This is a genomic window from Roseateles sp. Mitsp63, assembly GCF_059491535.1.
Genome location: NZ_CP168509.1, coordinates 748,757 through 769,285, shown reverse-complemented (window position 1 = coordinate 769,285; position 20,529 = coordinate 748,757). Strand labels below are relative to the sequence as shown.

Genomic DNA, 20,529 nt, shown 5'->3' with positions numbered 1-20,529 from the left:
CTGAGAGCGGTTAAATTGCGGCCCTTGGGACGTGCGCGGCGGAGATCCGGCGGGCGCGGCTCGCACGACTTGAACGACAAGGCGCCCGTGAGGTCGCCGAGGTGAGCTGGAGAGATGGCTGTGAATCACTGCGAGAAGATCCCGTTGGGGACGCAAGGGGCGACCGAGTGGGAAGTGGTGCACCTGCCGTCGTCGCTGGGGGATTACCAGGCCCGGGCGTTCCGCAGCCCGGTGACCGGGTCGGAGCACCTGGTGCTGTCGGTCGGCCCGCTGCGGGAGCGCGGCGGCCTGCTGCGCATCCACAGCGAGTGCCTGACCGGCGATGTGTTCCAGTCGCTGCGCTGCGACTGCGGTCCGCAGCTGCAGGGCGCGCTGGACCTGCTCAAGGACGAGGGCGGCATCGTCATCTACATGCGCGGCCATGAAGGGCGCGGCATCGGCCTGGTGGAGAAGCTGCGCGCCTACGCGCTGCAGGAAGCCGGCGTGGACACGATCGACGCCAACCTGCGCCTGGGCCATGCCGAGGACGAGCGCGACTACGCCGATGCGATCGACATCCTGTGCCTGCTGGGCGTGAAGAGCGTGCGGCTGATCACCAACAACCCGCAGAAGCGCGACGCGCTGGTCGAGGGCGGCGTGGAGGTCGAGGCGCTGGTGCCGCTGCGCATCGCGGCCAACCCGCACAACGAGCGCTACCTCGAGACCAAGCGCAAGCGCATGGGTCACTACCTCGAGTGAGACGGCGGCGAGGCCGGCGCGTCTGATCGCCGTCCTCGGCCCGCGCTGATCAGCGCTGCGCAATCACGGCCTCAAAGAGGTGGAAGCCGCGCGCGCGGACCTCCATTCGAGCCATCCCCAGGGCGATCCCCGAGGTTCAGCATCGGCGGCTTTCCACTTCGATGGGGAGCACCGTGCGCGGATCGTCCCTCCCACTCCCGCTCTACCGCATCGACCTGCGCGGCGAGCCGCGCCTGATCGCGCGGATGCGCCTGCTTCACCCGCAGGGCGTGTCGATGGACTTCCTTGAGCCCTTCGGCTGGCCACTTGATCCGGACATGCGCGCCGGCCGCTTCGACGGCCTGCCCTATCCGCTGCAGGACATGCGCCCGCAAGGCTTTCTCGGCCGTCACTTCGCGCGTTACTACGCGCCGCTGCTGCAGTCCAGCGAAGATCCCAACACCTGGTCCGACGACGATGCGCTGCACGCGATGTCGCTGCTCGGCGCGGAAGCGCCAGGCGACCTCATCGTCGGCGAGCAGGCCTGCGAACTCTGGCGCGAGCACGTCCGCCAGGTCGCCGCCGGCCGCACCGCGCGCGGTGTCGCCGACGACGACATTCCCCGCGCCTTCCCCGCGCTCGCCAAGCTGATCCTCACCGAGGGCATCCCCGGCTCGTCCGCCGGTGGCGAGTTCCCGAAGTTCACCGCCTTGCGCTTCCATCCCGACGGCACGCAGCAGCATGCGCTGGTCAAGTTCACCCATGCCGACGACTCGCCCGCGACTCGGCGATGGCGCGACCTGCTCGCCTGCGAGCACCTCGCCGCGCAGGCAGTGACTTCGCACCTGGGCATTCCCGCCGCGACGACACGCCTGCATCGCCACCAGGGACGCACCTTCCTGGAAGTCGACCGCTTCGACCGGCATGGCGCGCTGGGCCGCTCTGCGCTCGTGTCATGGTTCGCGATCAACGCGGCCTTCATTGGCGCCGCCGGCAAGGCCTGGCACCAGGCCGCGCAGGGGCTGCTCCAGGAAGGCTGGCTCCGCACGCACGACCTGGCCCTCATCGAGCGGCTCTGGCATTTCGGCCGCCTCATCGCCAACAACGACATGCATGACGGCAACCTGTCGTTCCGCCCGGTCGCGCGCGGCGACGGCCGAATGGCATTCGAGCTCGCGCCCATCTACGACATGCTTCCAATGGCCTACGCACCGCGGCGGGGCAACGATCTTCCGGATCCGCCCTTCGCGCCGATGTCGCCCGCTTCGAGCGAGTCCCCCGAATGGCATCGAGCCGCCCGCGCGGCCACGGCCTTCTGGTACGCCGCCGCCAACGACCCCCGCATCAGCGCCGCCTTCCGCCGCCTCTGTGCGCTGAACCACCAACGGCTCTTGGCACTGGCCTGACCCGCCTCCACGTCTTCGCAACAGATTGCGACGGACCCACAACCATTTCCACGCGCGCCGGAACCCACGCACAACCACTGCCTGAGTTCCGCTCGCGCCCATGCCGCCTTTCGCCTTCATCGCGCCCACCTGGGATGCCGTGCTCCGGCAGCTCCTGCTCGCGCCCTGCCTCGAGGAGATCCTCTTCCGGCTCGGCCTGCAGGACCTGCTGTCGAGCTCGCGCCTGCCCGCGATGCGGCGTCACGCGGCCGCGCTGACGGCCCTGGCCTTCGGCACCGCGCACGCGGCCGCGCTGATCGCCGCGACGCGCCCCGGTCCGATGCCAGCGGCGCCGCTGCTGCTGCTCGCGCTCTCCACGGCCCTCCCCGCCTGGTGGATCGGCCGCGGCTACCGCCGCCATCGCTCGCTGCCGCGCTGCATCGCGTGGCACGCCGCCTTCAACGCCTGCTGGCTGCTGCTCGCCGCGCCAGTGCTGCTCCCGCTTCTCTCTTCAGCCCCATGAGGCCCCGCGTCATGACCCCTCCCCTCCGCTCCGCCCTGCCCGGCGCGATCGCCGCGATCGTCGCCGCGCTGGCCGCGCCCGCCTTCGCCGCCGACCCGATCGCCGGCCAGAGCAAGTTCTCGCAGTCCTGCGCCGCCTGCCACTCGGTGGCCTCGACGTCCGTCGTGGACCGCGGTCGCAACAACCCCGCGATGATCCAGAACGCGATCAACACGATCCCGGCGATGACCGGCACGCTGGCGGGCAATGTCAGCGCGTCCGACCTCGCCGACATCGCCGCCTACCTCGGCAACTCGCCGGGCGCCATCAGCTTCGCGCAGACCTCGGTCGGCCAGTCGAGCGCCGTCTCCACCGTCACCGTCAGCGCCAGCCGTCTCGCCGCGCTGGGCAGCCTCACCGCCACCGCGAGCGGCGACTTCGCCGTCCAGGGCGGCACCTGCGGCACCAGCGTCCCCGCCGGCACCAGCTGCACCGTCGGCGTCGTCTTCCAGCCCACCGCCGCCGGCTCGCGCAGCGGCGCGCTGACCCTCTCCCACAACGGCATCTCGACGCCGATCCCGATCGCGCTGAGCGGCACCGCCAACGCCTCGCTGCAGGCGGGCCTGTCCGCCGATGCCACCACGCTCGCCTTCGGCACGCAGTCGGTGGGCACGGCCTCCGCCGCGCGCACCGTCACGCTGACCAACAGCGGCACCGCCTCGCTGGACTTCGGCAGCATCGGCGTCACCGGCGCCAACGCGGGCGACTTCACGCGCGGCGGCAGCTGCGCCGTCGGCACGCCGCTGGCCGTCGGCGCGACCTGCACCGTCACCGCGACCTTCACGCCCGCCGGCGCCGGCAGCCGCGCCGCGACGCTCGCCATCGCGGCCACCGCGCCCGCCGCCGGCGGCGCCGCGGCCAATGTCAGCGTCGCGATGAGCGGCACCGGCCAGATCGCCGCCACGCCGGTCTCCAGCCTGTCCGCGGCCAGCCTCGCGTTCGGCACCGCGACGGTCGGCACGACGACGGCCGCGCAGACGCTCACCGTCACCAACACCGGCAGCGCGGCGCTGAGCTTCAGCGCGATCGCCGCCACCGGCCCCTTCTCCGCCACGAACACCTGCGGCGCCAGCGTGCCCGCGTCCGGCACCTGCACCGTGTCGGTCACCTTCACGCCGGCCGCCGCCGGCGCCGCCACCGGCGCGCTGAGCCTGACCAGCAATGCCACCGGCTCGCCGCAATCGGTGCCGCTCACCGGCACCGGCGCGCTCGCCAACACCGCCATCCTGAGCTGGAGCCCCGCGGCCGGCGCCGACTTCGGCACCGTCACCGTCGGCGCGGATGGCGGCCTCAAGCACTTCACGCTGAACAACACCGGCACCGCCGCGGCGACGCTGGGCAGCTTCAGCCTGGCCGGCGACGCCGCCGCCGACTACCGCATCGACACCGCCTCCACCTGCATCGCCGGCGCGTCGCTGGCGGTGGGCGCGAGCTGCGACCTCGCCGTCGGCTTCAGCCCGCGCGCCGTCGGCGCCCGCGCCGCGACGGCCAACGTCGCCGCCGGCAACGCCACGCTGCCCGCGGCGCTGGCGCTCAGCGGCACCGGCCAGGGCGCGCCGCAGCCGGCGCTGCAGCTGTCCGCGACCTCGCTCGACCTCTCGTCGACGGATGCGGCCGGCCGCCCGCTGACACTGACCAACAGCGGCAACGCGACGCTGCGCATCGCGTCGTTGACCGTCAGCTCGGACCGCTTCGCGGTCGACACCAGCGGGACCAACAGCTGCGGCGCGGCGCCGTTCACCGTCGCCGCCGGCGCGACCTGCCAGGTCACCGTGCGCTGGCTGGGCGCGGGCGGCGCGGCATCGGGGGCCGCGGGCACCGACACCGCCACGCTCACGCTGCAGGGCGACATGTCTCCCGCCACGGCGGCCGTGGCGCTGAGCGCCGCCGCGGGCGCCACCGCCCCCGCCAACAGCGGCGGCGGCGGTTGCACGATCGGCGCCGGCACCGGCGCGGCCGACCCGCTGCTGCTGCTGATGGCCGGCCTGTCCGGACTGATCCTGTGGCGCCGCCGCGCGCGCGCCGAGCACCCCCGCACCCCCTGACCTTCAACGTCCTGGAGTCTCGATGCCCCTCTTCCCTTCCCCCTTCACCGGTGCCCGCCGCGGCACGCGCCGCCAGGCCGTGGCCGCGATGGCCACGATGACCGCGATGGGCGCGATGAGCGCCGCCCTCCTCCTGACGCACTCGCCGGCCCGCGCCGCCGACATCGGCCAGCCCCTGCCGGTCGCGAGCGTGCCCGGCGCGGATGGCGCCCCGGTCGCGCTGCACGACGGCAAGGCCAAGGTCACCTACGTCGACTTCTGGGCCTCGTGGTGCGGCCCCTGCCGGCAGTCCTTCCCCTGGATGAACCGCATGCAGGAGAAGTACGGCGCGCAGGGCCTGCGCATCGTCGCCGTCAATCTGGACGCCAACCGCAACGACGCGCAGAACTTCCTGAAGGAAGTGCCGGCCAAGGTCTCGCTGGCCTTCGACGGAAAGGGCGACTCCGCCCGCCGCGTCGGCGTGCGCGCGATGCCGAGCTCGGTGCTGCTCGGTCCCGACGGCCGCGTGCTGGCGCAGCACGCCGGCTTCCGCGCCGAGGACGAGGCCGAACTCGAAGCCCGCATCGCCGCCGCGCTGAAGACGCCCTGAGCGCCGCCTGCCTTCCCTTCCGATCGAGGAATCCCGATGTCCAAACCTCCGATGCCACGCCGCGCCGCGCGCGCCGTGATGACCGCGGCGCTCGCCCTGGTGGCGCTCGCCACCACCGGCTGCGCGATCACGCCGCCCCAGCCCTGGGAGAAGGGCGCGCTCGCCCGTCCCGAGATGACGATGGCGGGTGACGTGCTCGGCGACCGCTTCGCCCAGCACATCTACACCAGCAAGGAGAACGCCTCCGGCGGCAACGGCGTGGGAGGAGGCGGTTGTGGCTGCAACTGAGTTCGAGACCGTCGACACGGCCAAGGCCGGCGGCTGGGGCGGCGTGCTCGCCGCCGCGCTGCTGCTGCCCGGCCTGCACGTGACGGCGCAGGCCGAGACCGCGCCCGAGCAGGCCGAGATCGCCGTCAAGGTGCTCTCCTACCGCGACCGCCAGCCCGGCTTCGATCGCATCAAGGTCACCGCGCCCTCGGTCTATCTGATGGTGCCGGTCGCCGGCCGCTGGTCGGTCGAGGGCTCGCTGGTCAGCGACAGCGTGTCCGGCGCGTCGCCGCGCTATCACAGCGCGGTGTCCGGCGCGTCGCGGCTCAAGGAAGAGCGCACCGCCGGCGACGTCCGCGTCACGCGCTACAACGACCGCGACGCGTGGTCCGTCGGCGCCGCCTACTCCACCGAGCACGACTACCGCTCGCGCACGATCTCCGCCGACTACCGCCGCTCCAGCGAGGACAACAACACCACCTGGAATATCGGCGCCGCCTTCGGCGACGACTGGATCGGCTCGTCGGACGACCCGACGCTGAGCCGCGGCCGCAACACCACGCAGCTGATCGCGGGCGTCACGCAGGCCTGGACGGCGAACGACCTGGTGCAGCTCAACATCGGCGCGAGCTGGGGCCATGGCATGTACTCCGACCCGTACAAGTTCCCCGACCGCCGGCCCGACCGCCGCGAGCAGTACACGGTGATGGGGCGCTGGAACCACCACTTCAGCGACTGGAAGGCGACGCTGCGCAGCAGCTGGCGCTACTACGCGGACAGCTTCGGCGTGCGCGCCAACACGCTGGAGACGGCCTGGGTGCAGCCGCTCGCGGGCGGCTGGACGCTGACGCCGATGCTGCGCTACACGACGCAGCGCGCGGCCAAGTTCTATTACGACCCGGTCTACGACCCGGCGCTCGGTGCGCCCTTCCCGCCCGGCTACACCGCGACCTCACCGCAGTACCTGTCCGGCGACCAGCGCCTGTCGGCCTTCGGCGCGATCACCGCCGGGCTGAAGGTCGCCTACGAGTTCGCGCCGCGCTGGACGGCCGACTTCAGCGTCGAGCACTACGAGCAGCGCGCCGCCTGGCGCCTGGGCGGCAGCGGCTCGCCGGGTCTGGACCGCTTCCAGGCCGACTGGCTGCAGCTCGGCGTGTCACACAAGTTCTGAGCCACGGCCATGCTGCGCGACCCCACGATCTCCTCATCGGCGGAATCCCCCGCGCCGGCCGCGTCAGCCGCGCCGCCGGACGGTCCCGCCGAGCGCGAGCATCGCCACGCCTTCACGGCGATGGCCTCGCCCAACGAGATCGTGCTCGCCGGCCTGCCGCCGTCCCAGGCCGCCGAGGCCTGCGCGCTGGCCGAGGCGGAGGTGCGCCGCATCGAGCGCAAGTACTCGCGCTACCGCGACGACAGCGTGATCTCGGCGATCAACGCGCGGGCGGGCCGGGGCGGCGTGACCGTCGACGCGGAGACCGCGCAGCTGCTGGACTTCGCCGCCGAGCTGCACCGCCAGAGCGACGGCCTGTTCGACCTCACCAGCGGCTGCCTGCGCCGCGCCTGGGACTTCAAGGCCGGCCGCGAGCCCACGCCCGACGCTCTGGCCGTGCAGCTCGCGCGCATCGGCTGGCACCGCGTCCAGTGGGACGGCCGCGCGATCGCGCTGCCGCAGGCGGGCATGGAGATCGACTTCGGCGGCATCGGCAAGGAGTACGCCGCCGATCGCGCCGTGGCGGCGCTGCGCGGGCTCGGTGTCCGCCACGGTTTCGTGAACCTGGGCGGCGACCTGCGCGTGCTGGGCCCGCGTCCCGACGGCCGGCCCTGGGTCTTCGCGGTGCGCCATCCGCGGCGCGAGGACGAGGTCTGCGCCCGCATCGCGCTGAGCGACGGCGCGCTGGCGACCAGCGGCGACTACGAGCGCTTCTTCATCACCCCCGACGGCCGGCGCTGCTGCCACATCCTCGACCCGCGCACCGGCCAGCCGGTGCGCCACTGGCAGGCGGTGAGCGTCGTCGCGCCGCTGTGCATCGCGGCCGGCGCGCTGGCCACGATGGCGATGCTGATCGGCGCCCAGGCCGCGCAGCGGTTGAGCACGCCCGGCGTCGGCTTCCTGCTCATCGATGGCGACGGCCGGCTCCAGTCCCACGACCCCGAACGACTCCTCCAACACCCTGCACCCCATTCACCATGAGATCACTCGCATCCCTGCTGGCCGGCGCGGCCTCCGCGCTCGCGCTGGCCGCCGGCATGACCGGCGCCCACGCGGCCGGCGACCCGGCCTTCCTCGATCCTGCGCAAGCCTTCCCGGGTGAGGCCCGCATCGAACTCAAGGACGGCGCGAAGTCCGGTCCGCTGCTCGTTGAATTCAAGGTCGCGCCGGGCTATCACCTGTACCGCGAGCGCTTCGCCATCGAGGCCGAAGGCGCCGCGCTGCCCGCGCCGCAACTGCCGGCCGGCAAGGCCGAGTTCGATCCGAACTTCAACAAGACGATGACGCTGTGGGCGGGCCCCACGCGCATCACGCAGCCGCTGCCTGACGCGCAGGCGCCCGCCACGCTGACGGTCCGCTATCAGGGCTGCGCCGATCGCGGCCTGTGCTACCCGCCGCAGCAGGCGCTGGTGCATCTGACGCGCGATGGCGCGGGCGCGCTGCAGGCGCGTTGGGATGCGCAGCCGGATGCGCTGTCCGCGCCGATCGAATCGGCCACGCCGGCCGTGCCCGCAGCCGCCGCGGAAGCCGGCGCGGCCCCGCTCGACAGCAGCGCCGCGGCGCTCCAGTCGGGCAGCCTGCTGCGCGTCGTCGGCATGTTCCTGCTCGGCGGGCTGCTGCTCTCCTTCACGCCCTGCGTGCTGCCGATGCTGCCCATCCTGTCGTCGATCATCGTCGGCCAGGGCGCGCCGGTGTCTCGCGCGCGCGGCTTCTCGCTGGCACTGGCCTACTCGCTGGGCATGGCGATGGTGTACACGGCGGCGGGCGTCGTCGCGGGGCTGCTCGGCTCCGGCTTCGCCGCCGCGCTGCAGAACCCCTGGGTGCTGGGGTCCTTCGCGTTGCTGCTGTCGGTGCTGGCGCTGTCGATGTTCGGCGTCTGGGAATTCCAGATGCCCGGCTTCATCCAGGACAAGGTCAACAACGCGTCCAACCAGCTCAAGGGCGGCCGTCACATCGGCGTGTTCCTGATGGGCGGGCTGTCGGCGCTGCTGGTCGGTCCCTGCGTCGCGGCGCCGCTGGCCGGCGCGCTAGTCTACATCAGCCAGACGCGCGATGTGGTGCTGGGCGGCTCGGCGCTGTTCGCGCTGGCCTGCGGCATGAGCGTCCCGCTGCTGCTGCTGGGCCTGTCCGCCGGCACGCTGCTGCCGCGCGCCGGCCGCTGGATGGAGCACGTCAAGACCTTCTTCGGCCTGGTGCTGATCGCGGTCGCGCTGTGGCTGGTCTCGCCGGTGCTGCCCACGGGCGCGCTGATGTTCCTGATCGGCGCGGCCGCGCTGATCGCGGCGATCTGCCTGGGCGCGTTCGAGGCCGGCCGGCCGCGCGCGCTCAAGGCGGGCGGCGCGCTGGTGGCGCTGTGGTCGATCGCGATGATCGGCGGCGCGCTGTCCGGCGGCGACAGCGTGCTGCAGCCGCTGCGGCACCTGGCGCGCGGCAATGGCGCCGGCGCGTTGCCGATGGCCAGCGCCGAGGCGGCCTCCGCCAAGGCGGCGCCGGCGTTCGAGCGCATCACCACGGTGGCGCAGCTCGACGCGGCGCTGGCCTCGGCCGACCGTCCGGTGATGCTGGACTTCTATGCGGACTGGTGCGTCGCCTGCAAGGAGATGGAGCACCTGACCTTCTCCGATCCGGCGATCGCGGCCCGGCTGCGCCAGGCGCGGCTGCTGCAGGCCGACGTCACCGCCAACAGCGCGGAGGCGAAGGCGCTGCTCAAGCGCTTCCAGCTGTTCGGCCCGCCGGGGATCCTGTTCTTCGACGCGCAAGGCCGCGAGCTTGCCGCCGCCCGCACGATCGGCTTCCTGCCGGCCGATGAATTCGCCCAACGCCTGGACCGCGCCAAGCTGTGAACTGACATGACCTCGATGCAACGACACACCCATCTGTTGATCCTCGGTTCCGGCCCGGCCGGCTACACCGCCGCCATCTACGCGGCCCGCGCCAACCTCAAGCCGCTGCTGGTCACCGGCATGGCGCAAGGGGGTCAGTTGATGACCACCACCGAAGTCGACAACTGGCCCGCCGACGTGATGGGCGTGCAGGGGCCGGAGCTGATGCAGCGCTTCCAGGAGCACGCCGAGCGCTTCCAGACCGAGATCGTCTTCGACCACATCAACAGCGTCGACTTCTCCAAGCGCCCGTTCACGCTGACCGGCGACAGCGCCGTCTACACCGCCGACGCGGTGGTCCTGGCGACGGGGGCCTCGGCGCAATACCTGGGCCTGCCGTCGGAGGAGTCCTTCATGGGCCGCGGCGTGAGCGCCTGCGCGACCTGTGACGGCTTCTTCTATCGCGAGCAGGAGGTGTGCGTGGTGGGCGGCGGCAACACAGCCGTGGAAGAGGCGCTGTACCTGTCCAACATCGCCAGCAAGGTCCACCTGATCCACCGCCGCGACAAGTTCCGCGCCGAGCCCATCCTGGTCGACAAGCTGATGGACAAGGTCAAGGCCGGGAAGATCGAGCTGCACCTGTTCCACACGCTGGACGAGGTGCTGGGCGATGCCAGCGGCGTCACCGGCGTGCGCGTGAAGAGCACGCAGGACGGCTCGGCCACCGACATCAAGCTGCAAGGCTGCTTCATCGCGATCGGGCACAAGCCCAACACGGAGATCTTCCGCGGGCAGATCGAGTTGCGCGATGGCTATGTGCTCACGCGCAGCGGGTCAGAAGGCTTCGCGACGATGACCAGCGTGCCGGGGGTGTTCGCGGCTGGCGATGTGCAGGACCACGTCTACCGCCAGGCCATCACGAGCGCGGGCACCGGCTGCATGGCGGCGCTGGATGCGCAGCGCTTTCTCGAGCAGTCGGCGGGCTAGCAGGGCTCCAGCTGCAGGCCTGCGTGAGGCCACTGGCCCTCACCCCCCTCTCCCGCAAGCGCACTTGCCTTGCGCAAAGAACTCCCTCGCCCCCCGCGAGGGGGGAGAGGGCAGGGGAGAGGGGGTGCTTCGAAGGGCAGCAGCGCTGTGGCACGAGCCCCCTCTCCCCTCCCTCTCCCCGTTGGGGCGAGGGGGTTTACTACGACGACGTCCGGCTCCTACTCCCTCGCCCGCTTGCGGGAGAGGGCTGGGGTGAGGGCCAGCGTCCTCAGAAGGACCACCCCACCCCGGCGACCCAGCGCTGCTTCTTTGGCACGGAGCTGTAGAGCCGCGACACCGTGAATCGCCACGCGCCCGCCGTGTAGCTCAGCCCGGCGTTGGCGGACCGATAGGACCCGCTCTCACTCCCGCCCCAGCTGCTGACGATGCCCCATCCCAGGTCGGCCGCGAGCGCGCCCGCCACGCGGCGATGCCAGGTCAGCTCGACGATGGTGGCGCCGCGATGCCCGAGATAGCCCCACGACGAGGACGCGCCCAGATCCGGTGACAGCGACACCGTGCCGCCCCACTGCCCCCAGCGCCCGCCGTCCCACAGCCCGCCGAGCGACACCTCGCTGTAACGCAGCGGTCCCGCCCCGTCGCCGAGATAGTCGTAATAAGCGCCCGACAGCGTCACCGTGTGGTGGTCGTCCACCTGCCACCAGCGGGTGGCCGACACGATGGCTTCAGCCTTCGGCCCCTGGTCCGGATTCATCGTCCCGAGCCCCAGCCCCAGTGCCCAATTGCGGTCGTCGCGATAGAACAGGTCCGCGGTAACCCCCGGATGCCCGTCGCTCAAGCTGAGGCCGCGCGAGATGCGCTCCGACACCAGCGAGACGGTCCCGCCCCAGGTTTGTGCATGGCCGTCCCGCAGCGGAAAAACGGCGGCCGCCACGACGATCAGCCCCGCCCGCGCGACGCCGCGCGGTCCGCCCAGTGCCCCTGCCGGCCCCCTGCCAATGGGGGTGTGCGCGACTTTTTTTAGGGGCTGGACAACCATCGGCGGCGATTGTGGCACCCATGAACGACACTTCTGCAGAATTCGTCGCCCCATGTTTCCATCTGTTCCAAACGAGGCGGACTCCGCCGCCGAATCGCGTCTGCGAGCCTGGTTGCAGGCCGCCGCGGCCGGCGACCGGTCCGGCTTCGAGCAGCTCTACCGGCACTGCCAGCCGCGGCTGACGCGCTTCGTGCTGCGCTGCTGCGGCCGGCCGGATCTGGCGGACGAGGTCGTCAACGACGCGCTCTGGATCGTGTGGCGGACCGCCGGCAACTTCCGCGGCGAGTCGCGCGTCTCGACCTGGATCCATGGCATCGCCTACCGCTGCATGCTCAAGGCGCTGCGCGACGGCGTGACGGCCGAGGAGATCAATGCCTCCTCCGTCCACGAGGGCGAGCTGGCGTCCGCCGAGCCCGCCTTCAACGAGGCCGCCGACCGCGAGCAGCGCGACTGGGTGCTGCGCGGGCTGGCGACGCTGCCGACGGAACAGCGGGTGACGATGGAGCTCGCGTACTACCTGGGCGAGACCTGCGAGGACATCGCCCGCATCATGAATTGCGCCACCGGCACGGTGAAGGCCCGCATGTTCCATGCGCGGGTCAGGCTGCGCAACGTGCTGCCCGAGCTGGGCGGCCTCCCACGCCCGGCCAGTGGCACCGAAGGACAGACATGACATCGCACGACGCCCCCTCCGGCGCAGGAAACGACACGACCGGCGCGCCCATGAACACCCCGGCGAACGAGCGGCCCGACGAGCACCGCCAGATCTGGGACACGATCGCCTGGGTCGCGGCCGGCACGGCCACGCCGGAGCAGCGCCGCCTGGTGCAGGCGCATCTGCCGCACTGCGCGCACTGCCGCGAGGAACTCGAGCTCCAGCAGCGCATCCACCAGGGCATGCAGGATCCCGCCGGCCTGCCGGTCGACGAGGCCGCGATCCAGTCCGGCCTGGACCGGCTCTGGGCGCGCGATCGCGAAGCCGGTCCTGCGGGACCCGTCGCCTCCGCGCAGGGCACGGGCGCGCGCGCCGCCAACGACGCATCGCCGCGCCTCACGCGCTGGCTGTCCGCCGCGGTGGCGGTGCAGGCGGTGGCGCTGTGCGTGCTCGGCCTGCGCCTGTGGCCCGACGGCCATGCGCCCGCCGATTACGTCACGCTGAGCCAGCCGGCCACGCCGCCGGCCGCCGCGAGCCTGCGCCTGGTGCCGGAAGAACACGTCGACATGGCGCGCCTGCGGCAGATGCTCGCCCGCCATGGGCTGCGCATCGTCGGCGCGGACGAGGACGCGAGCAGCCTGCTGCTGGCGACGGTCAAGCCGGCGGCGCCAGATGCGACGCCGGCGACGCCGGCGACGCCCGCGATGGTCGAGCAACTGCGCGCCGAGCCCGGCGTGCTGCTGGTGGAGCCCGTCGGCGCCGCCGCCGCGGGGCGCTGAGCGATGGCCTTCCGGATCGCGCGGGCGATCGGCGCATTGACGATCGGCCTGGCCACGCTGCTGACATCGGGGCTTCCGGCCGAGGCGATCGAGCCCGGCGGCGCGACGCCTGCTTCAGCGGGGTCGGCGGCATCAGCGGCATCAGCGGCGGCGATGCCGTCCGCCGATGGCGCGCTGATCATCCTGGCCGTCGAGGACCGCGGCGAGCCGCTGCCGGGCGCGGGAGGCTCGCCGCGCGGCGACTACCGGCGCATGGCCGGCTACGCGGGCAGCGCGCGCGCCGAGGCGATGTCGGAGGGCCTGGCCCGCGACTACCACCTGCGCGAGCAGGCCGCCTGGACCATCGCGCCGCTGAACCTGCGCTGCATGCTGTTCGCGCTCGCCGCCGGTGACGACCTCGACGCGATGCTGGCGCGCCTGCGCCGCGACGCGCGGGTCCGGCTCGCGCAGCCGCTCAACGAGTTCGAGGCGCTGAGCAGCACCCCACCCGCCCCTTCCCCTTCCGCGCGCGAGCCCTCTTCGCCGGCCACATCGCCGGCCACGTCGCCGGCCACCTCGCCGGCCACGCCCTCGCCCTCGAGCGCCCTCGCGCCGGCCGCGCCCTACAACGATCCCTACTTCGGCCTGCAGAAGGGCTTCCAGCAGATGTCCGCCGCGGCGCTCCAGCAGGTAAGCCAGGGCGAGCGCGTGAAGGTGGCCGTCATCGACACCGGCGTCGACGCGCGCCACCCCGACCTCGCCGGCCGCGTCTCGGGCCAGCGCGACTACGTGAGTGGCGGCGGCGCCTATGTCGACGGCGTGCCGGAGCGCCACGGCACCGAGGTGATGGGCCTGATCGCCGCGCGCGCCAACAACCGCCAGGGCATCGTCGGCGTCGCGCCCGGCGCGGTGATGCTGAGCTACCGCGCGTGCTGGACCGCGCCGCCTCGCGAGGATCGCGGCGCGGCCTCGGCCCGCTGCAATTCGTTCACGCTGGCGCAGGCGCTGGGCGCGGCGATCACCGACGGCGCCGATGTCATCAACCTCAGCCTCGGCGGGCCGAGCGATCCGCTGCTGACGCAGCTCGCGCGGCATGCGCAGGCGCGCGGCGCGGTGATCGTCGCGGCGGCGCCGCCGGCCAGGCTCGGCAGGGGCTTCCCCAGCGACGTGCCGGGCGCGCTCGTGATCGCGAGCGCGGGCGAATCCTCGGAGGCCGACGGCGAACTCGCCGCGCCCGGCCGCGCCGTGCTGACCACGGTCCCCGGCGGCAGCTACGACATGGACTCCGGCAGTTCGCTGGCCACCGCGCATGCGAGCGGCGTGGTCGCGCTGCTGCGCGCCGCGATGCCCGGTCTCGACGCCGAGCGCCTCAAGCGGGCGCTGCTGGCCTCGATGGGCGCCTCCGGCGTCATCAACGCCTGCGCCGCGGCAGTGACGCTGGGCATCGCGGGCCTGCGCTGCGACAGCGCCGCGAGCGACGCCTCAGCGCGCCGTTAAGCCCGCGGTCGATCAACTGGCGGCGCGCGCGAGCCCGGTATTACCCCCTCGCCCCTTCGGGGAGAGGGAGGGGAGAGGGGGCTCGTGCCACAGCGCTGCTGCCCTTCGAAGCACCCCCTCTCCCCTGCCCTCTCCCCCCTCGCGGGGGGCGAGGGAGTTCTTGCGCGAGGCAAGTGCGGGCAGACCGGTATTACCCCCTCGCCCGCTTGCTTGCGGGAGGGGTGAGGGCCAGCGGCGGTGGCAGTGCGGCAGCGCTGCTATTTCCTGCGCGGCGTCGTGTCCTTGCGCGGCACCAGCCGTTCCAGATGGCTGGCCATCATCCCCGCCGTGACGGCCGCGACCCGCTTCGCATCGAGCGACTCGTCGAACAGCATCTCCACCGTCGCATAGATCAGCTCCACCACGATCCGGCTCGCCAGCCGCAGCTCCGCCAGCTTCGCCTTCGGCAACGCCCGCGCCAGCAACTGCGCCTGCGCCTCCGTGACCTGCGCGTGCGAGTTCAACCGGATCTCCTCCAGCGCCGGCACCGCCCTGAGCGCCCGCATGATCCAGATGCCGCCCTCGGTCCTGCGCGTGACCTCGAAGGTATCCAGCAGCAGCCCCACCAGCGCCGCCTCCACCGCCGGCACTCCCCCCGCCAGCACCTCCTGCGAGATCCACCGGTCGATGCAGTCGTTCTGGCGCTGCATCAACCGCTGCCCGAGCTCCGCCAGCAGCGAGTACTTGTTGGGAAAGTAGCGGTACAGCGCCGGCGGCGACAGCCCCGCGCGCTCGCACACCAAGTTGGTGGAGAGCCGCTCGATGCCCACCTCCGTCAGCGTCTTCGCCGCCGCGTCGAGGATGCGCTCGAAGGTCTCGGCCGCGCGCTGCTGCGCCGGCTGGACCTTGGTCGTCAATGAAGGAGCGGTGCGTGAAGCAGCGGTGCGGCGGGATGTCGGCATGTGCAGGCGGCGTGATGCTGCGGGATTCTCCCAGCCCATGACGGCGGTCCCGGAGCGATGATTCAACGGTAGCGATGGCTACTGTTCAGTGTAGCGCCGCGCACGGCGAGGGAGAGACGAATGACGACGATCCGTGAACCCGCCCCGCACGCGTGGCCGTTTGCCGTCGCGGTGGGCTCCATCGCGCTGCTGATGCTCGGCCTGCAGCCGCTGGTGCTGGGCGAGTTGCTCGAGTCCGGCCGCGTCAGCCTGGAAGGCGTCGGCATGATCGCAATGGCGGAGATCGTCGGCCTGGGCGCGGGCGTGCTGCTCGGCGACCTGGCGCTACCGCTGGCGCGCCTGCGCCTCGTGACGATGCTGGCCGCCTTGTGCGCCGCCGGGCTGGATCTGCTGACGCTGCGGGCCAGCGGCGATCTCGCCTTCGGCCTGATCCGCGTCGCGGCCGGCGTCGGCGAGGGCGTGCTCGTGTGGTCGACGACCAGCGTGCTGGTGCGCTCCTCCCAGCCGGAACGCAAGGCCGGCCTGTTCTTCGTGATCCAGACGATCGCGCAGGGCGTCGTGGGATTGATCCTCGCGCGAGCCGTCATCCCGTCCCACGGCTGGCCGGGCGCGTTCGTCGCGCTGGCCTTGCTGTCCGCCGTGGGCGCGGCATTGGCCGCGGGCCTGCCCGCCGGCCTGAAGCCGCTCGCCGCCGTGGCGGCCGAAGGCTTCCGCTGGTCAGCCAGGCTCGCGATGCCGCTGGTGGTTTCGTTCCTGCTGATGGCGACGCTGGGCTCGCTGTGGGCCTACATCGAGCCGCTGGGCAAGCGCGCCGGCTACGGCTCGGTCGCGATCCAGACGCTGATCGCGGCCGGCCTGGGCATGCAGGTCATTGGCGGCAGCCTGGGCTCGGTGCTCGTGCGGCGGCTGCCGGTCCGCGGCACGCTCTCGATCTGCGCGCTGCTGCTGGGCCTGTCCGCCTACGGCATCGGCCGCGCCGGGCCCGCGGACGCCCTGCCCTTCGCGCTGCTCTGCGCGGTGTTCACCTTCGTGTGGCTGTTCGCCGCGCCCTTCCAGATGGGCCTGGCCTTCGCGGCCGATCCCGCCGGGCGCGTGGCCTCGCTGGTGCCGGCGGCGCAGCTCTTCGGCGTCGCCTTCGGGCCCTTGATGGCGTCCTTCGTCGTCGATGGCGAGGAGGCCGCCCGCGTGCCGCTGGTCAGCGTCGCCTTCGCGATCCTGACCGTCCTCGCCCTGCTCAAGGGCCACGCCGCGCGCCGCGCCCAGTTGCCCTCGGTCTGAGCAGACCCGGGGGACCCCGCTCAGCATCGAACCTCCGCCCCGCCCCGTGGACATCAGGGTTGTTCCCATTCGTCCATAAATATAGCGATGACTATATTCTAGTCATCGCTACCACAATCACCGATCCCGAGGAGACCGCGATGCCGCCGATCAAAGCCAGTCGACTGACGCTTCCCCTGCTTCTGCTGCTGTCCGCCAGCGGCGCCCAGGCCGCGGCCGAGGACGCGGCCGGCCTGTGGATGACCGCCGAGAAGGACGCCGTCATCGAGTTCAAGCCCTGCGCCGACAAGGCCGTCGCGCTGTGCGGCCGCATCGTCTGGGACAAGGACGCCGGCACGCCCAAGGACACCTGCGGCGTGGTGATCGCGCGGCTGGAGCGCTATGACGGCGAGGCCTGGCGCGACGGCTGGGTCTTCGACCCGCGCGATGGGAAGAAATACAAGGGCGCGCTGCGCGTGAAGGGCGCGGAGGTCCACCTGCGCGCCTTCGTCGGCGCCGAGATCCTCGGCCAGACCGAGCGTTTCTCGCGCGTCGCCGAGCTGCCCGCGACGCCGGTGTGCAAGACCTCCTGATCGACCGACCGAAAGGCATCTCATGCAACGATCCCTCCTGCTGCTCGCGCTCGGCGCGGCCTGCGCGGCCAGCGCCTCGGCCGAGGACACCACCAAACTCGCCAAGCCCGACGAGGTCCAGACCGCGACCTACGCGATCGACACCGAGATCAAGCTGACCACCGACCAGCGCAATCGCGGCATCTCCGATTCGCTCAACAAGCCCGGCGTGCAACTGAGCCTCCAGCTGGCGCACGAAAGCGGCGTGATCGGCCTGGTGCAGCTGTCCTCGGTGAGCAAGAAGTCCTACACCGACGCCGACGGCGTCAACCTGCTGCTGGGCGCGGGCTACCGCTTCGGCGATCCCGACGCGTGGCACTTCGGCGTGGGCCTGGCCACCGAGTTCTTCCCCGGCGCGAAGTTCTCCGCCCCGCATGGCATCGACCTCGAGGCCGGCGTGCCGACCGATTTCCGGACCACCCGCTACGACACCTCCTACGCGGTGCTGGAGATCGGCTGGGGGGCGCTGGAGGGACGCGCGCTCAACGTAATCTCGCGCACCTACCGCGGCGCCGACACCGGCGGCGTGTGCGGCCAGATCCTGGCGGTGTCGGAGGATCCGACCAAGGCCATCGAGTGCTACGCGCGCGGCGATCACGACTCGCGCGGCAGCTGGCTGTTCGACCTCGGCTACAAGCTGCCGCTGGGCGCGGCGACGACGCTGAACCTGCATGCCGGCCTGCAGAAGATCCGCCACTTCAAGGAGGCGGACTTCAGCGACTACGCCATCGGCATCACGCACACGCGCTGGGGCTTCCAGTGGACGGCCGAGTGGCTGACCACGCGCACCAAGGCGCGCGAGATCTTCCTGGTGCAGGACGGAGACCGCCTGCGCGCGCAGGACAACAACCGGCTGGTCCTGTCGGTGGCGCGGAAGTTCTGATGAACGCTGACGCGAGCGACGGGCCGCTGGTGCTGGCGGTGGACCTGGGCACCTCGGGCTGCAAGTGCGCGCTGGTCGCGCTCGACGGCTCGGTGCGGTCCTGGTCCTTCCAGCCGGTGGCGCTGCACGTGCAGGGCGCGCGGGCGGAGCAGGATCCCGAGGACTGGTGGCGCGCCTTCCTGATGGCGGCGAGCGAGCTGCTCGCGCCGGATGCCGCGCTGCGGCGGCGGGTGGCGGCGGTCTGCTGCTCGACGCAGACCGAGGTCACCGTCTGCGTCGACCGCGCGGGCCAGCCGATCGGCCGCGCCATCAGCTGGCTGGACGCGCGCGGCGCCGCCGCGATCGCCCGGCGCGCGCGCGGCCGCCTGCTCAACATCGAGGGCTACGCGCCGCTCAAACTGTGGCGCTGGCTGCGCCTGACCGGCGGCGCGCCCTCGAGCACCGGCCGCGACATCGCCGGCCACCTCGCGTTCATCCGCGACGAGATGCCCGAGGTCCACGAGCGCACGCACAAGTTCCTCAACGCGCTCGACTTCATGAACCTGCGGCTGTGCGGCCGCGTCTGCGCGACGCAGGATTCGATCCTCACCGCCTGGGTGACGGACAACCGCGATCCGCATCGCATCCGCTACGACGCCGGCCTGCTGCGCCTGCTGGGCGTGGCGCAGGAGAAGCTGCCGGAGATCGTCGCGTCCACCGAGGTGATCGGCACCTTGCGGCCGGACGTGGCGGATGCGCTCGGCCTCGACGCGGCGACGGCGGTGGTCGCCGGCGCCGTCGACAACTCGGCCGTCGCGGTCGGCGCCGCGGTCGAGGATCACGAGAGCCACCTCTATCTGGGCACCTCGTCCTGGCTGGGCGCGCACGTGCCGCGCATGCGCACCGACGTGCGGCGCAAGATCGCGGCCGTGCCCTGCGCGGTGCCGGGCCGCTATCTCGCGATGGCGCTGCAATCGACGGCGGGCGCCAATCTGTCCTTCCTGCGCGACCGCATCCTCTTCCATCGCGACGAACTCGCCAGCGACGAGGAACACCCCGCCGCCTATGAGCTGCTGAACACGATCGCGGCCCGCGTGCCGCCCGGCGCGCGCGGGCTGATCTACACGCCGTGGCTCTTCGGCGAGCGCACGCCGGTCGACGACCCGCGGCTGCGCGCGGGCCTGATCAACCTGTCGCTCGAGCACTCCCGCGAGGACATCTTCCGCGCCTTCCTCGAGGGCGTCGCGCTGAATACGCGCTGGATGCTGGAGCCCTTCGCGCGGCTGCTGGGGCGCGATGTCGGCGCGATCGCGGCGGTCGGCGGCGGCGCGCAGAGCGACGTGTGGTGCCAGATCATCGCGGACGTCACCGGCCAGCCGATCCGCCAGCTCGAGGCGCCGATCCAGGCCAACGCGATCGGCGCGGCCTTCATCGCCGCCGTGGGCCTGGGGCGCTTGAGCTTCTCCGACCTGCGCGCGCTGCGCCGCACGCGGCGGGTCTTCGAGCCCACCCTCGCGCTGCGCGGGCTGTACCAGGACAAGTTCGAGGCGTTCCAGGAGGTGCGCACGCGCCTGGCGCCGCTCTATCACCGGCTCAACGCGCCGCAACGCCTCGCGCAGGCCTTCCCCGCATGAAGCACTTCGCCGCCCGCCGCCAGGTCGTGGACCTGTGTCTGGCGCTCTCCCGCAAGGGCTACTTCGCCGCCACCGGCGGCAACCTGATGCTGCGCATCGACGCGGCGCTGGTCGCCGTCACGCCCTCGGCCACCGACTACCTGACGATGAGCCCCGAGGACATCTGCGTGATGCGGCTCCAGGACCTCGAGCGCGTGGCAGGCGAGCTGCCGCCGTCGGTGGAGAGCAGCCTGCATGCGCGCGTGCTCGCCGCGCGCCCGGACGTGGGCTGCTCCATCCACACGCATCAGCCGGTGGCGAGCGCCTGCGCGCTGCTGGGGCTGACGCTCGACGTTCCGCCCGAGCTGCAGCCCTCGCTGGGCCGCCGCGTGCCGCTGGCCGGCTACGCGCCCTCCGGCAGCAACTGGCTGGCCAGCAAGCTCGCGCGCGTCGTGAACGCGCAGTCCAACGCCTACCTGATGCGCAACCACGGCGTGCTGTGCTGCGGCGCGGACAGCGCGGCGGCGATGCGCGCGCTCGACGACCTGGAGCAGCTCGCCCGCCACTGGCTGCGCGCCCGCATCGCCGACCGCGCGTCCTGGGAGCCGGCACGCCGCGAGGCGCTGCAGCGCGCGCATGACGCGCTTCCCCCGTCGCCCCTTCATTGATCCTCCTGTTCAGCCCACCCCGC

General features: G+C 72.4%; 20 protein-coding genes. 18 read left to right on the top strand and 2 right to left on the bottom strand.

Annotated elements, in window-relative coordinates; all coding sequences use genetic code 11:
- Positions 1 to 114 precede the first annotated feature (114 nt).
- The 10 genes from ribA to trxB all read left to right on the top strand — a co-directional run bounded on the left by ribA (position 115) and on the right by trxB (position 10,584).
- Positions 115 to 738 carry a GTP cyclohydrolase II gene (gene ribA, locus ACEN96_RS03305; RefSeq protein WP_495586626.1) on the top strand — a complete coding sequence of 208 codons (624 nt, stop codon included), beginning with the start codon at positions 115 to 117 and terminating at the stop codon, positions 736 to 738.
- Positions 739 to 911: 173 nt separating this feature from the next.
- Positions 912 to 2,123 (top strand): type II toxin-antitoxin system HipA family toxin YjjJ, encoded by a 1,212-nt coding sequence (yjjJ, locus tag ACEN96_RS03300; protein WP_495586625.1) that lies wholly within the window; start codon positions 912 to 914, stop codon positions 2,121 to 2,123.
- Positions 2,124 to 2,223: 100 nt separating this feature from the next.
- Positions 2,224 to 2,625 (top strand): CPBP family glutamic-type intramembrane protease, encoded by a 402-nt coding sequence (locus ACEN96_RS03295; protein WP_495586624.1) that lies wholly within the window; start codon positions 2,224 to 2,226, stop codon positions 2,623 to 2,625.
- Between the two features lie 11 nt (positions 2,626 to 2,636).
- The gene (locus ACEN96_RS03290) at positions 2,637 to 4,709 is read left to right on the top strand and encodes a choice-of-anchor D domain-containing protein (RefSeq protein WP_495586623.1); all 2,073 of its coding nucleotides are present in this window, start codon (positions 2,637 to 2,639) and stop codon (positions 4,707 to 4,709) included.
- A gap of 22 nt (positions 4,710 to 4,731) precedes the next feature.
- The gene (locus ACEN96_RS03285; protein ID WP_495586622.1) at positions 4,732 to 5,298 is read left to right on the top strand and encodes a TlpA family protein disulfide reductase; all 567 of its coding nucleotides are present in this window, start codon (positions 4,732 to 4,734) and stop codon (positions 5,296 to 5,298) included.
- A 36-nt stretch (positions 5,299 to 5,334) separates the two neighbouring features.
- On the top strand, positions 5,335 to 5,586 hold the full coding sequence (locus ACEN96_RS03280) for a DUF4266 domain-containing protein (RefSeq protein WP_495586621.1): 252 nt from the start codon (positions 5,335 to 5,337) through the stop codon (positions 5,584 to 5,586).
- The gene (locus ACEN96_RS03275) at positions 5,573 to 6,736 is read left to right on the top strand and encodes a DUF3570 domain-containing protein (RefSeq protein ID WP_495586620.1); all 1,164 of its coding nucleotides are present in this window, start codon (positions 5,573 to 5,575) and stop codon (positions 6,734 to 6,736) included. The genes ACEN96_RS03280 and ACEN96_RS03275 overlap by 14 nt, the downstream gene beginning before the upstream one ends.
- Positions 6,737 to 6,745: 9 nt before the next feature.
- Positions 6,746 to 7,756: an FAD:protein FMN transferase gene (locus tag ACEN96_RS03270; protein ID WP_495586619.1), complete on the top strand. Its 1,011-nt coding sequence runs from the start codon at positions 6,746 to 6,748 to the stop codon at positions 7,754 to 7,756.
- Positions 7,753 to 9,618 (top strand): protein-disulfide reductase DsbD, encoded by a 1,866-nt coding sequence (dsbD, locus tag ACEN96_RS03265; protein WP_495586618.1) that lies wholly within the window; start codon positions 7,753 to 7,755, stop codon positions 9,616 to 9,618. The genes ACEN96_RS03270 and dsbD overlap by 4 nt, the downstream gene beginning before the upstream one ends.
- Before the next feature lie 15 nt (positions 9,619 to 9,633).
- Positions 9,634 to 10,584 (top strand): thioredoxin-disulfide reductase, encoded by a 951-nt coding sequence (gene trxB, locus ACEN96_RS03260; protein ID WP_495586617.1) that lies wholly within the window; start codon positions 9,634 to 9,636, stop codon positions 10,582 to 10,584.
- Between the two features lie 268 nt (positions 10,585 to 10,852).
- Here trxB and ACEN96_RS03255 read toward each other — a convergent pair whose 3' ends face one another.
- Complete coding sequence (locus ACEN96_RS03255; protein ID WP_495586616.1) at positions 10,853 to 11,623, bottom strand: TorF family putative porin; 771 nt, start codon at positions 11,621 to 11,623, stop codon at positions 10,853 to 10,855.
- Between the two features lie 52 nt (positions 11,624 to 11,675).
- Between ACEN96_RS03255 and ACEN96_RS03250 the strand changes: the two genes are divergently transcribed.
- The 3 genes from ACEN96_RS03250 to ACEN96_RS03240 are packed head-to-tail and all read left to right on the top strand — an operon-like array spanning position 11,676 to position 14,533.
- Entirely contained in the window at positions 11,676 to 12,296 is a 621-nt protein-coding gene (locus ACEN96_RS03250) for an RNA polymerase sigma factor (protein WP_495586615.1), read from the top strand.
- Positions 12,293 to 13,057, top strand: coding sequence for a zf-HC2 domain-containing protein (locus ACEN96_RS03245; protein WP_495586614.1), 765 nt, complete (start codon positions 12,293 to 12,295; stop codon positions 13,055 to 13,057). Before ACEN96_RS03250 ends, ACEN96_RS03245 begins: the two co-directional genes overlap by 4 nt.
- A gap of 3 nt (positions 13,058 to 13,060) precedes the next feature.
- Positions 13,061 to 14,533 (top strand): S8 family peptidase, encoded by a 1,473-nt coding sequence (locus tag ACEN96_RS03240; protein WP_495586613.1) that lies wholly within the window; start codon positions 13,061 to 13,063, stop codon positions 14,531 to 14,533.
- A gap of 257 nt (positions 14,534 to 14,790) precedes the next feature.
- Here the strand turns inward: ACEN96_RS03240 and ACEN96_RS03235 are convergent, their stop codons facing one another.
- Positions 14,791 to 15,474, bottom strand: coding sequence for a TetR/AcrR family transcriptional regulator (locus tag ACEN96_RS03235; protein ID WP_495586612.1), 684 nt, complete (start codon positions 15,472 to 15,474; stop codon positions 14,791 to 14,793).
- A 120-nt stretch (positions 15,475 to 15,594) separates the two neighbouring features.
- On the opposite strand from ACEN96_RS03235, the gene ACEN96_RS03230 reads away from it, so the two are divergent.
- From ACEN96_RS03230 to ACEN96_RS03210, 5 genes are all read left to right on the top strand, one after another.
- The gene (locus ACEN96_RS03230; RefSeq protein ID WP_495586611.1) at positions 15,595 to 16,752 is read left to right on the top strand and encodes an MFS transporter; all 1,158 of its coding nucleotides are present in this window, start codon (positions 15,595 to 15,597) and stop codon (positions 16,750 to 16,752) included.
- Between the two features lie 140 nt (positions 16,753 to 16,892).
- Complete coding sequence (locus tag ACEN96_RS03225; RefSeq protein WP_495586610.1) at positions 16,893 to 17,324, top strand: DUF2147 domain-containing protein; 432 nt, start codon at positions 16,893 to 16,895, stop codon at positions 17,322 to 17,324.
- Positions 17,325 to 17,346: 22 nt separating this feature from the next.
- Positions 17,347 to 18,246 (top strand): TorF family putative porin, encoded by a 900-nt coding sequence (locus tag ACEN96_RS03220; RefSeq protein ID WP_495586609.1) that lies wholly within the window; start codon positions 17,347 to 17,349, stop codon positions 18,244 to 18,246.
- Positions 18,246 to 19,859 carry a xylulokinase gene (locus tag ACEN96_RS03215; RefSeq protein WP_495586608.1) on the top strand — a complete coding sequence of 538 codons (1,614 nt, stop codon included), beginning with the start codon at positions 18,246 to 18,248 and terminating at the stop codon, positions 19,857 to 19,859. The genes ACEN96_RS03220 and ACEN96_RS03215 overlap by 1 nt, the downstream gene beginning before the upstream one ends.
- Positions 19,856 to 20,506, top strand: a complete 651-nt coding sequence (locus ACEN96_RS03210) for a class II aldolase/adducin family protein (RefSeq protein WP_495586607.1) — start codon at positions 19,856 to 19,858, stop codon at positions 20,504 to 20,506. The genes ACEN96_RS03215 and ACEN96_RS03210 overlap by 4 nt, the downstream gene beginning before the upstream one ends.
- Positions 20,507 to 20,529: the final 23 nt, after the last annotated feature.

What these genes read in the sequence shown, in the direction of transcription:
- ribA (WP_495586626.1), top strand. Translation starts at nt 115, where the DNA reads ATGGCTGTGAATCACTGCGAGAAGATCCCGTTGGGGACGCAAGGGGCG.
- ACEN96_RS03295 (WP_495586624.1), top strand. Translation starts at nt 2,224, where the DNA reads ATGCCGCCTTTCGCCTTCATCGCGCCCACCTGGGATGCCGTGCTCCGG.
- ACEN96_RS03290 (WP_495586623.1), top strand. Translation starts at nt 2,637, where the DNA reads ATGACCCCTCCCCTCCGCTCCGCCCTGCCCGGCGCGATCGCCGCGATC.
- ACEN96_RS03285 (WP_495586622.1), top strand. Translation starts at nt 4,732, where the DNA reads ATGCCCCTCTTCCCTTCCCCCTTCACCGGTGCCCGCCGCGGCACGCGC.
- ACEN96_RS03280 (WP_495586621.1), top strand. Translation starts at nt 5,335, where the DNA reads ATGTCCAAACCTCCGATGCCACGCCGCGCCGCGCGCGCCGTGATGACC.
- ACEN96_RS03270 (WP_495586619.1), top strand. Translation starts at nt 6,746, where the DNA reads ATGCTGCGCGACCCCACGATCTCCTCATCGGCGGAATCCCCCGCGCCG.
- dsbD (WP_495586618.1), top strand. Translation starts at nt 7,753, where the DNA reads ATGAGATCACTCGCATCCCTGCTGGCCGGCGCGGCCTCCGCGCTCGCG.
- trxB (WP_495586617.1), top strand. Translation starts at nt 9,634, where the DNA reads ATGCAACGACACACCCATCTGTTGATCCTCGGTTCCGGCCCGGCCGGC.
- ACEN96_RS03255 (WP_495586616.1), bottom strand. Translation starts at nt 11,623, where the DNA reads ATGGTTGTCCAGCCCCTAAAAAAAGTCGCGCACACCCCCATTGGCAGG.
- ACEN96_RS03250 (WP_495586615.1), top strand. Translation starts at nt 11,676, where the DNA reads ATGTTTCCATCTGTTCCAAACGAGGCGGACTCCGCCGCCGAATCGCGT.
- ACEN96_RS03245 (WP_495586614.1), top strand. Translation starts at nt 12,293, where the DNA reads ATGACATCGCACGACGCCCCCTCCGGCGCAGGAAACGACACGACCGGC.
- ACEN96_RS03240 (WP_495586613.1), top strand. Translation starts at nt 13,061, where the DNA reads ATGGCCTTCCGGATCGCGCGGGCGATCGGCGCATTGACGATCGGCCTG.
- ACEN96_RS03235 (WP_495586612.1), bottom strand. Translation starts at nt 15,474, where the DNA reads ATGCCGACATCCCGCCGCACCGCTGCTTCACGCACCGCTCCTTCATTG.
- ACEN96_RS03230 (WP_495586611.1), top strand. Translation starts at nt 15,595, where the DNA reads ATGACGACGATCCGTGAACCCGCCCCGCACGCGTGGCCGTTTGCCGTC.
- ACEN96_RS03225 (WP_495586610.1), top strand. Translation starts at nt 16,893, where the DNA reads ATGCCGCCGATCAAAGCCAGTCGACTGACGCTTCCCCTGCTTCTGCTG.
- ACEN96_RS03220 (WP_495586609.1), top strand. Translation starts at nt 17,347, where the DNA reads ATGCAACGATCCCTCCTGCTGCTCGCGCTCGGCGCGGCCTGCGCGGCC.
- ACEN96_RS03215 (WP_495586608.1), top strand. Translation starts at nt 18,246, where the DNA reads ATGAACGCTGACGCGAGCGACGGGCCGCTGGTGCTGGCGGTGGACCTG.
- ACEN96_RS03210 (WP_495586607.1), top strand. Translation starts at nt 19,856, where the DNA reads ATGAAGCACTTCGCCGCCCGCCGCCAGGTCGTGGACCTGTGTCTGGCG.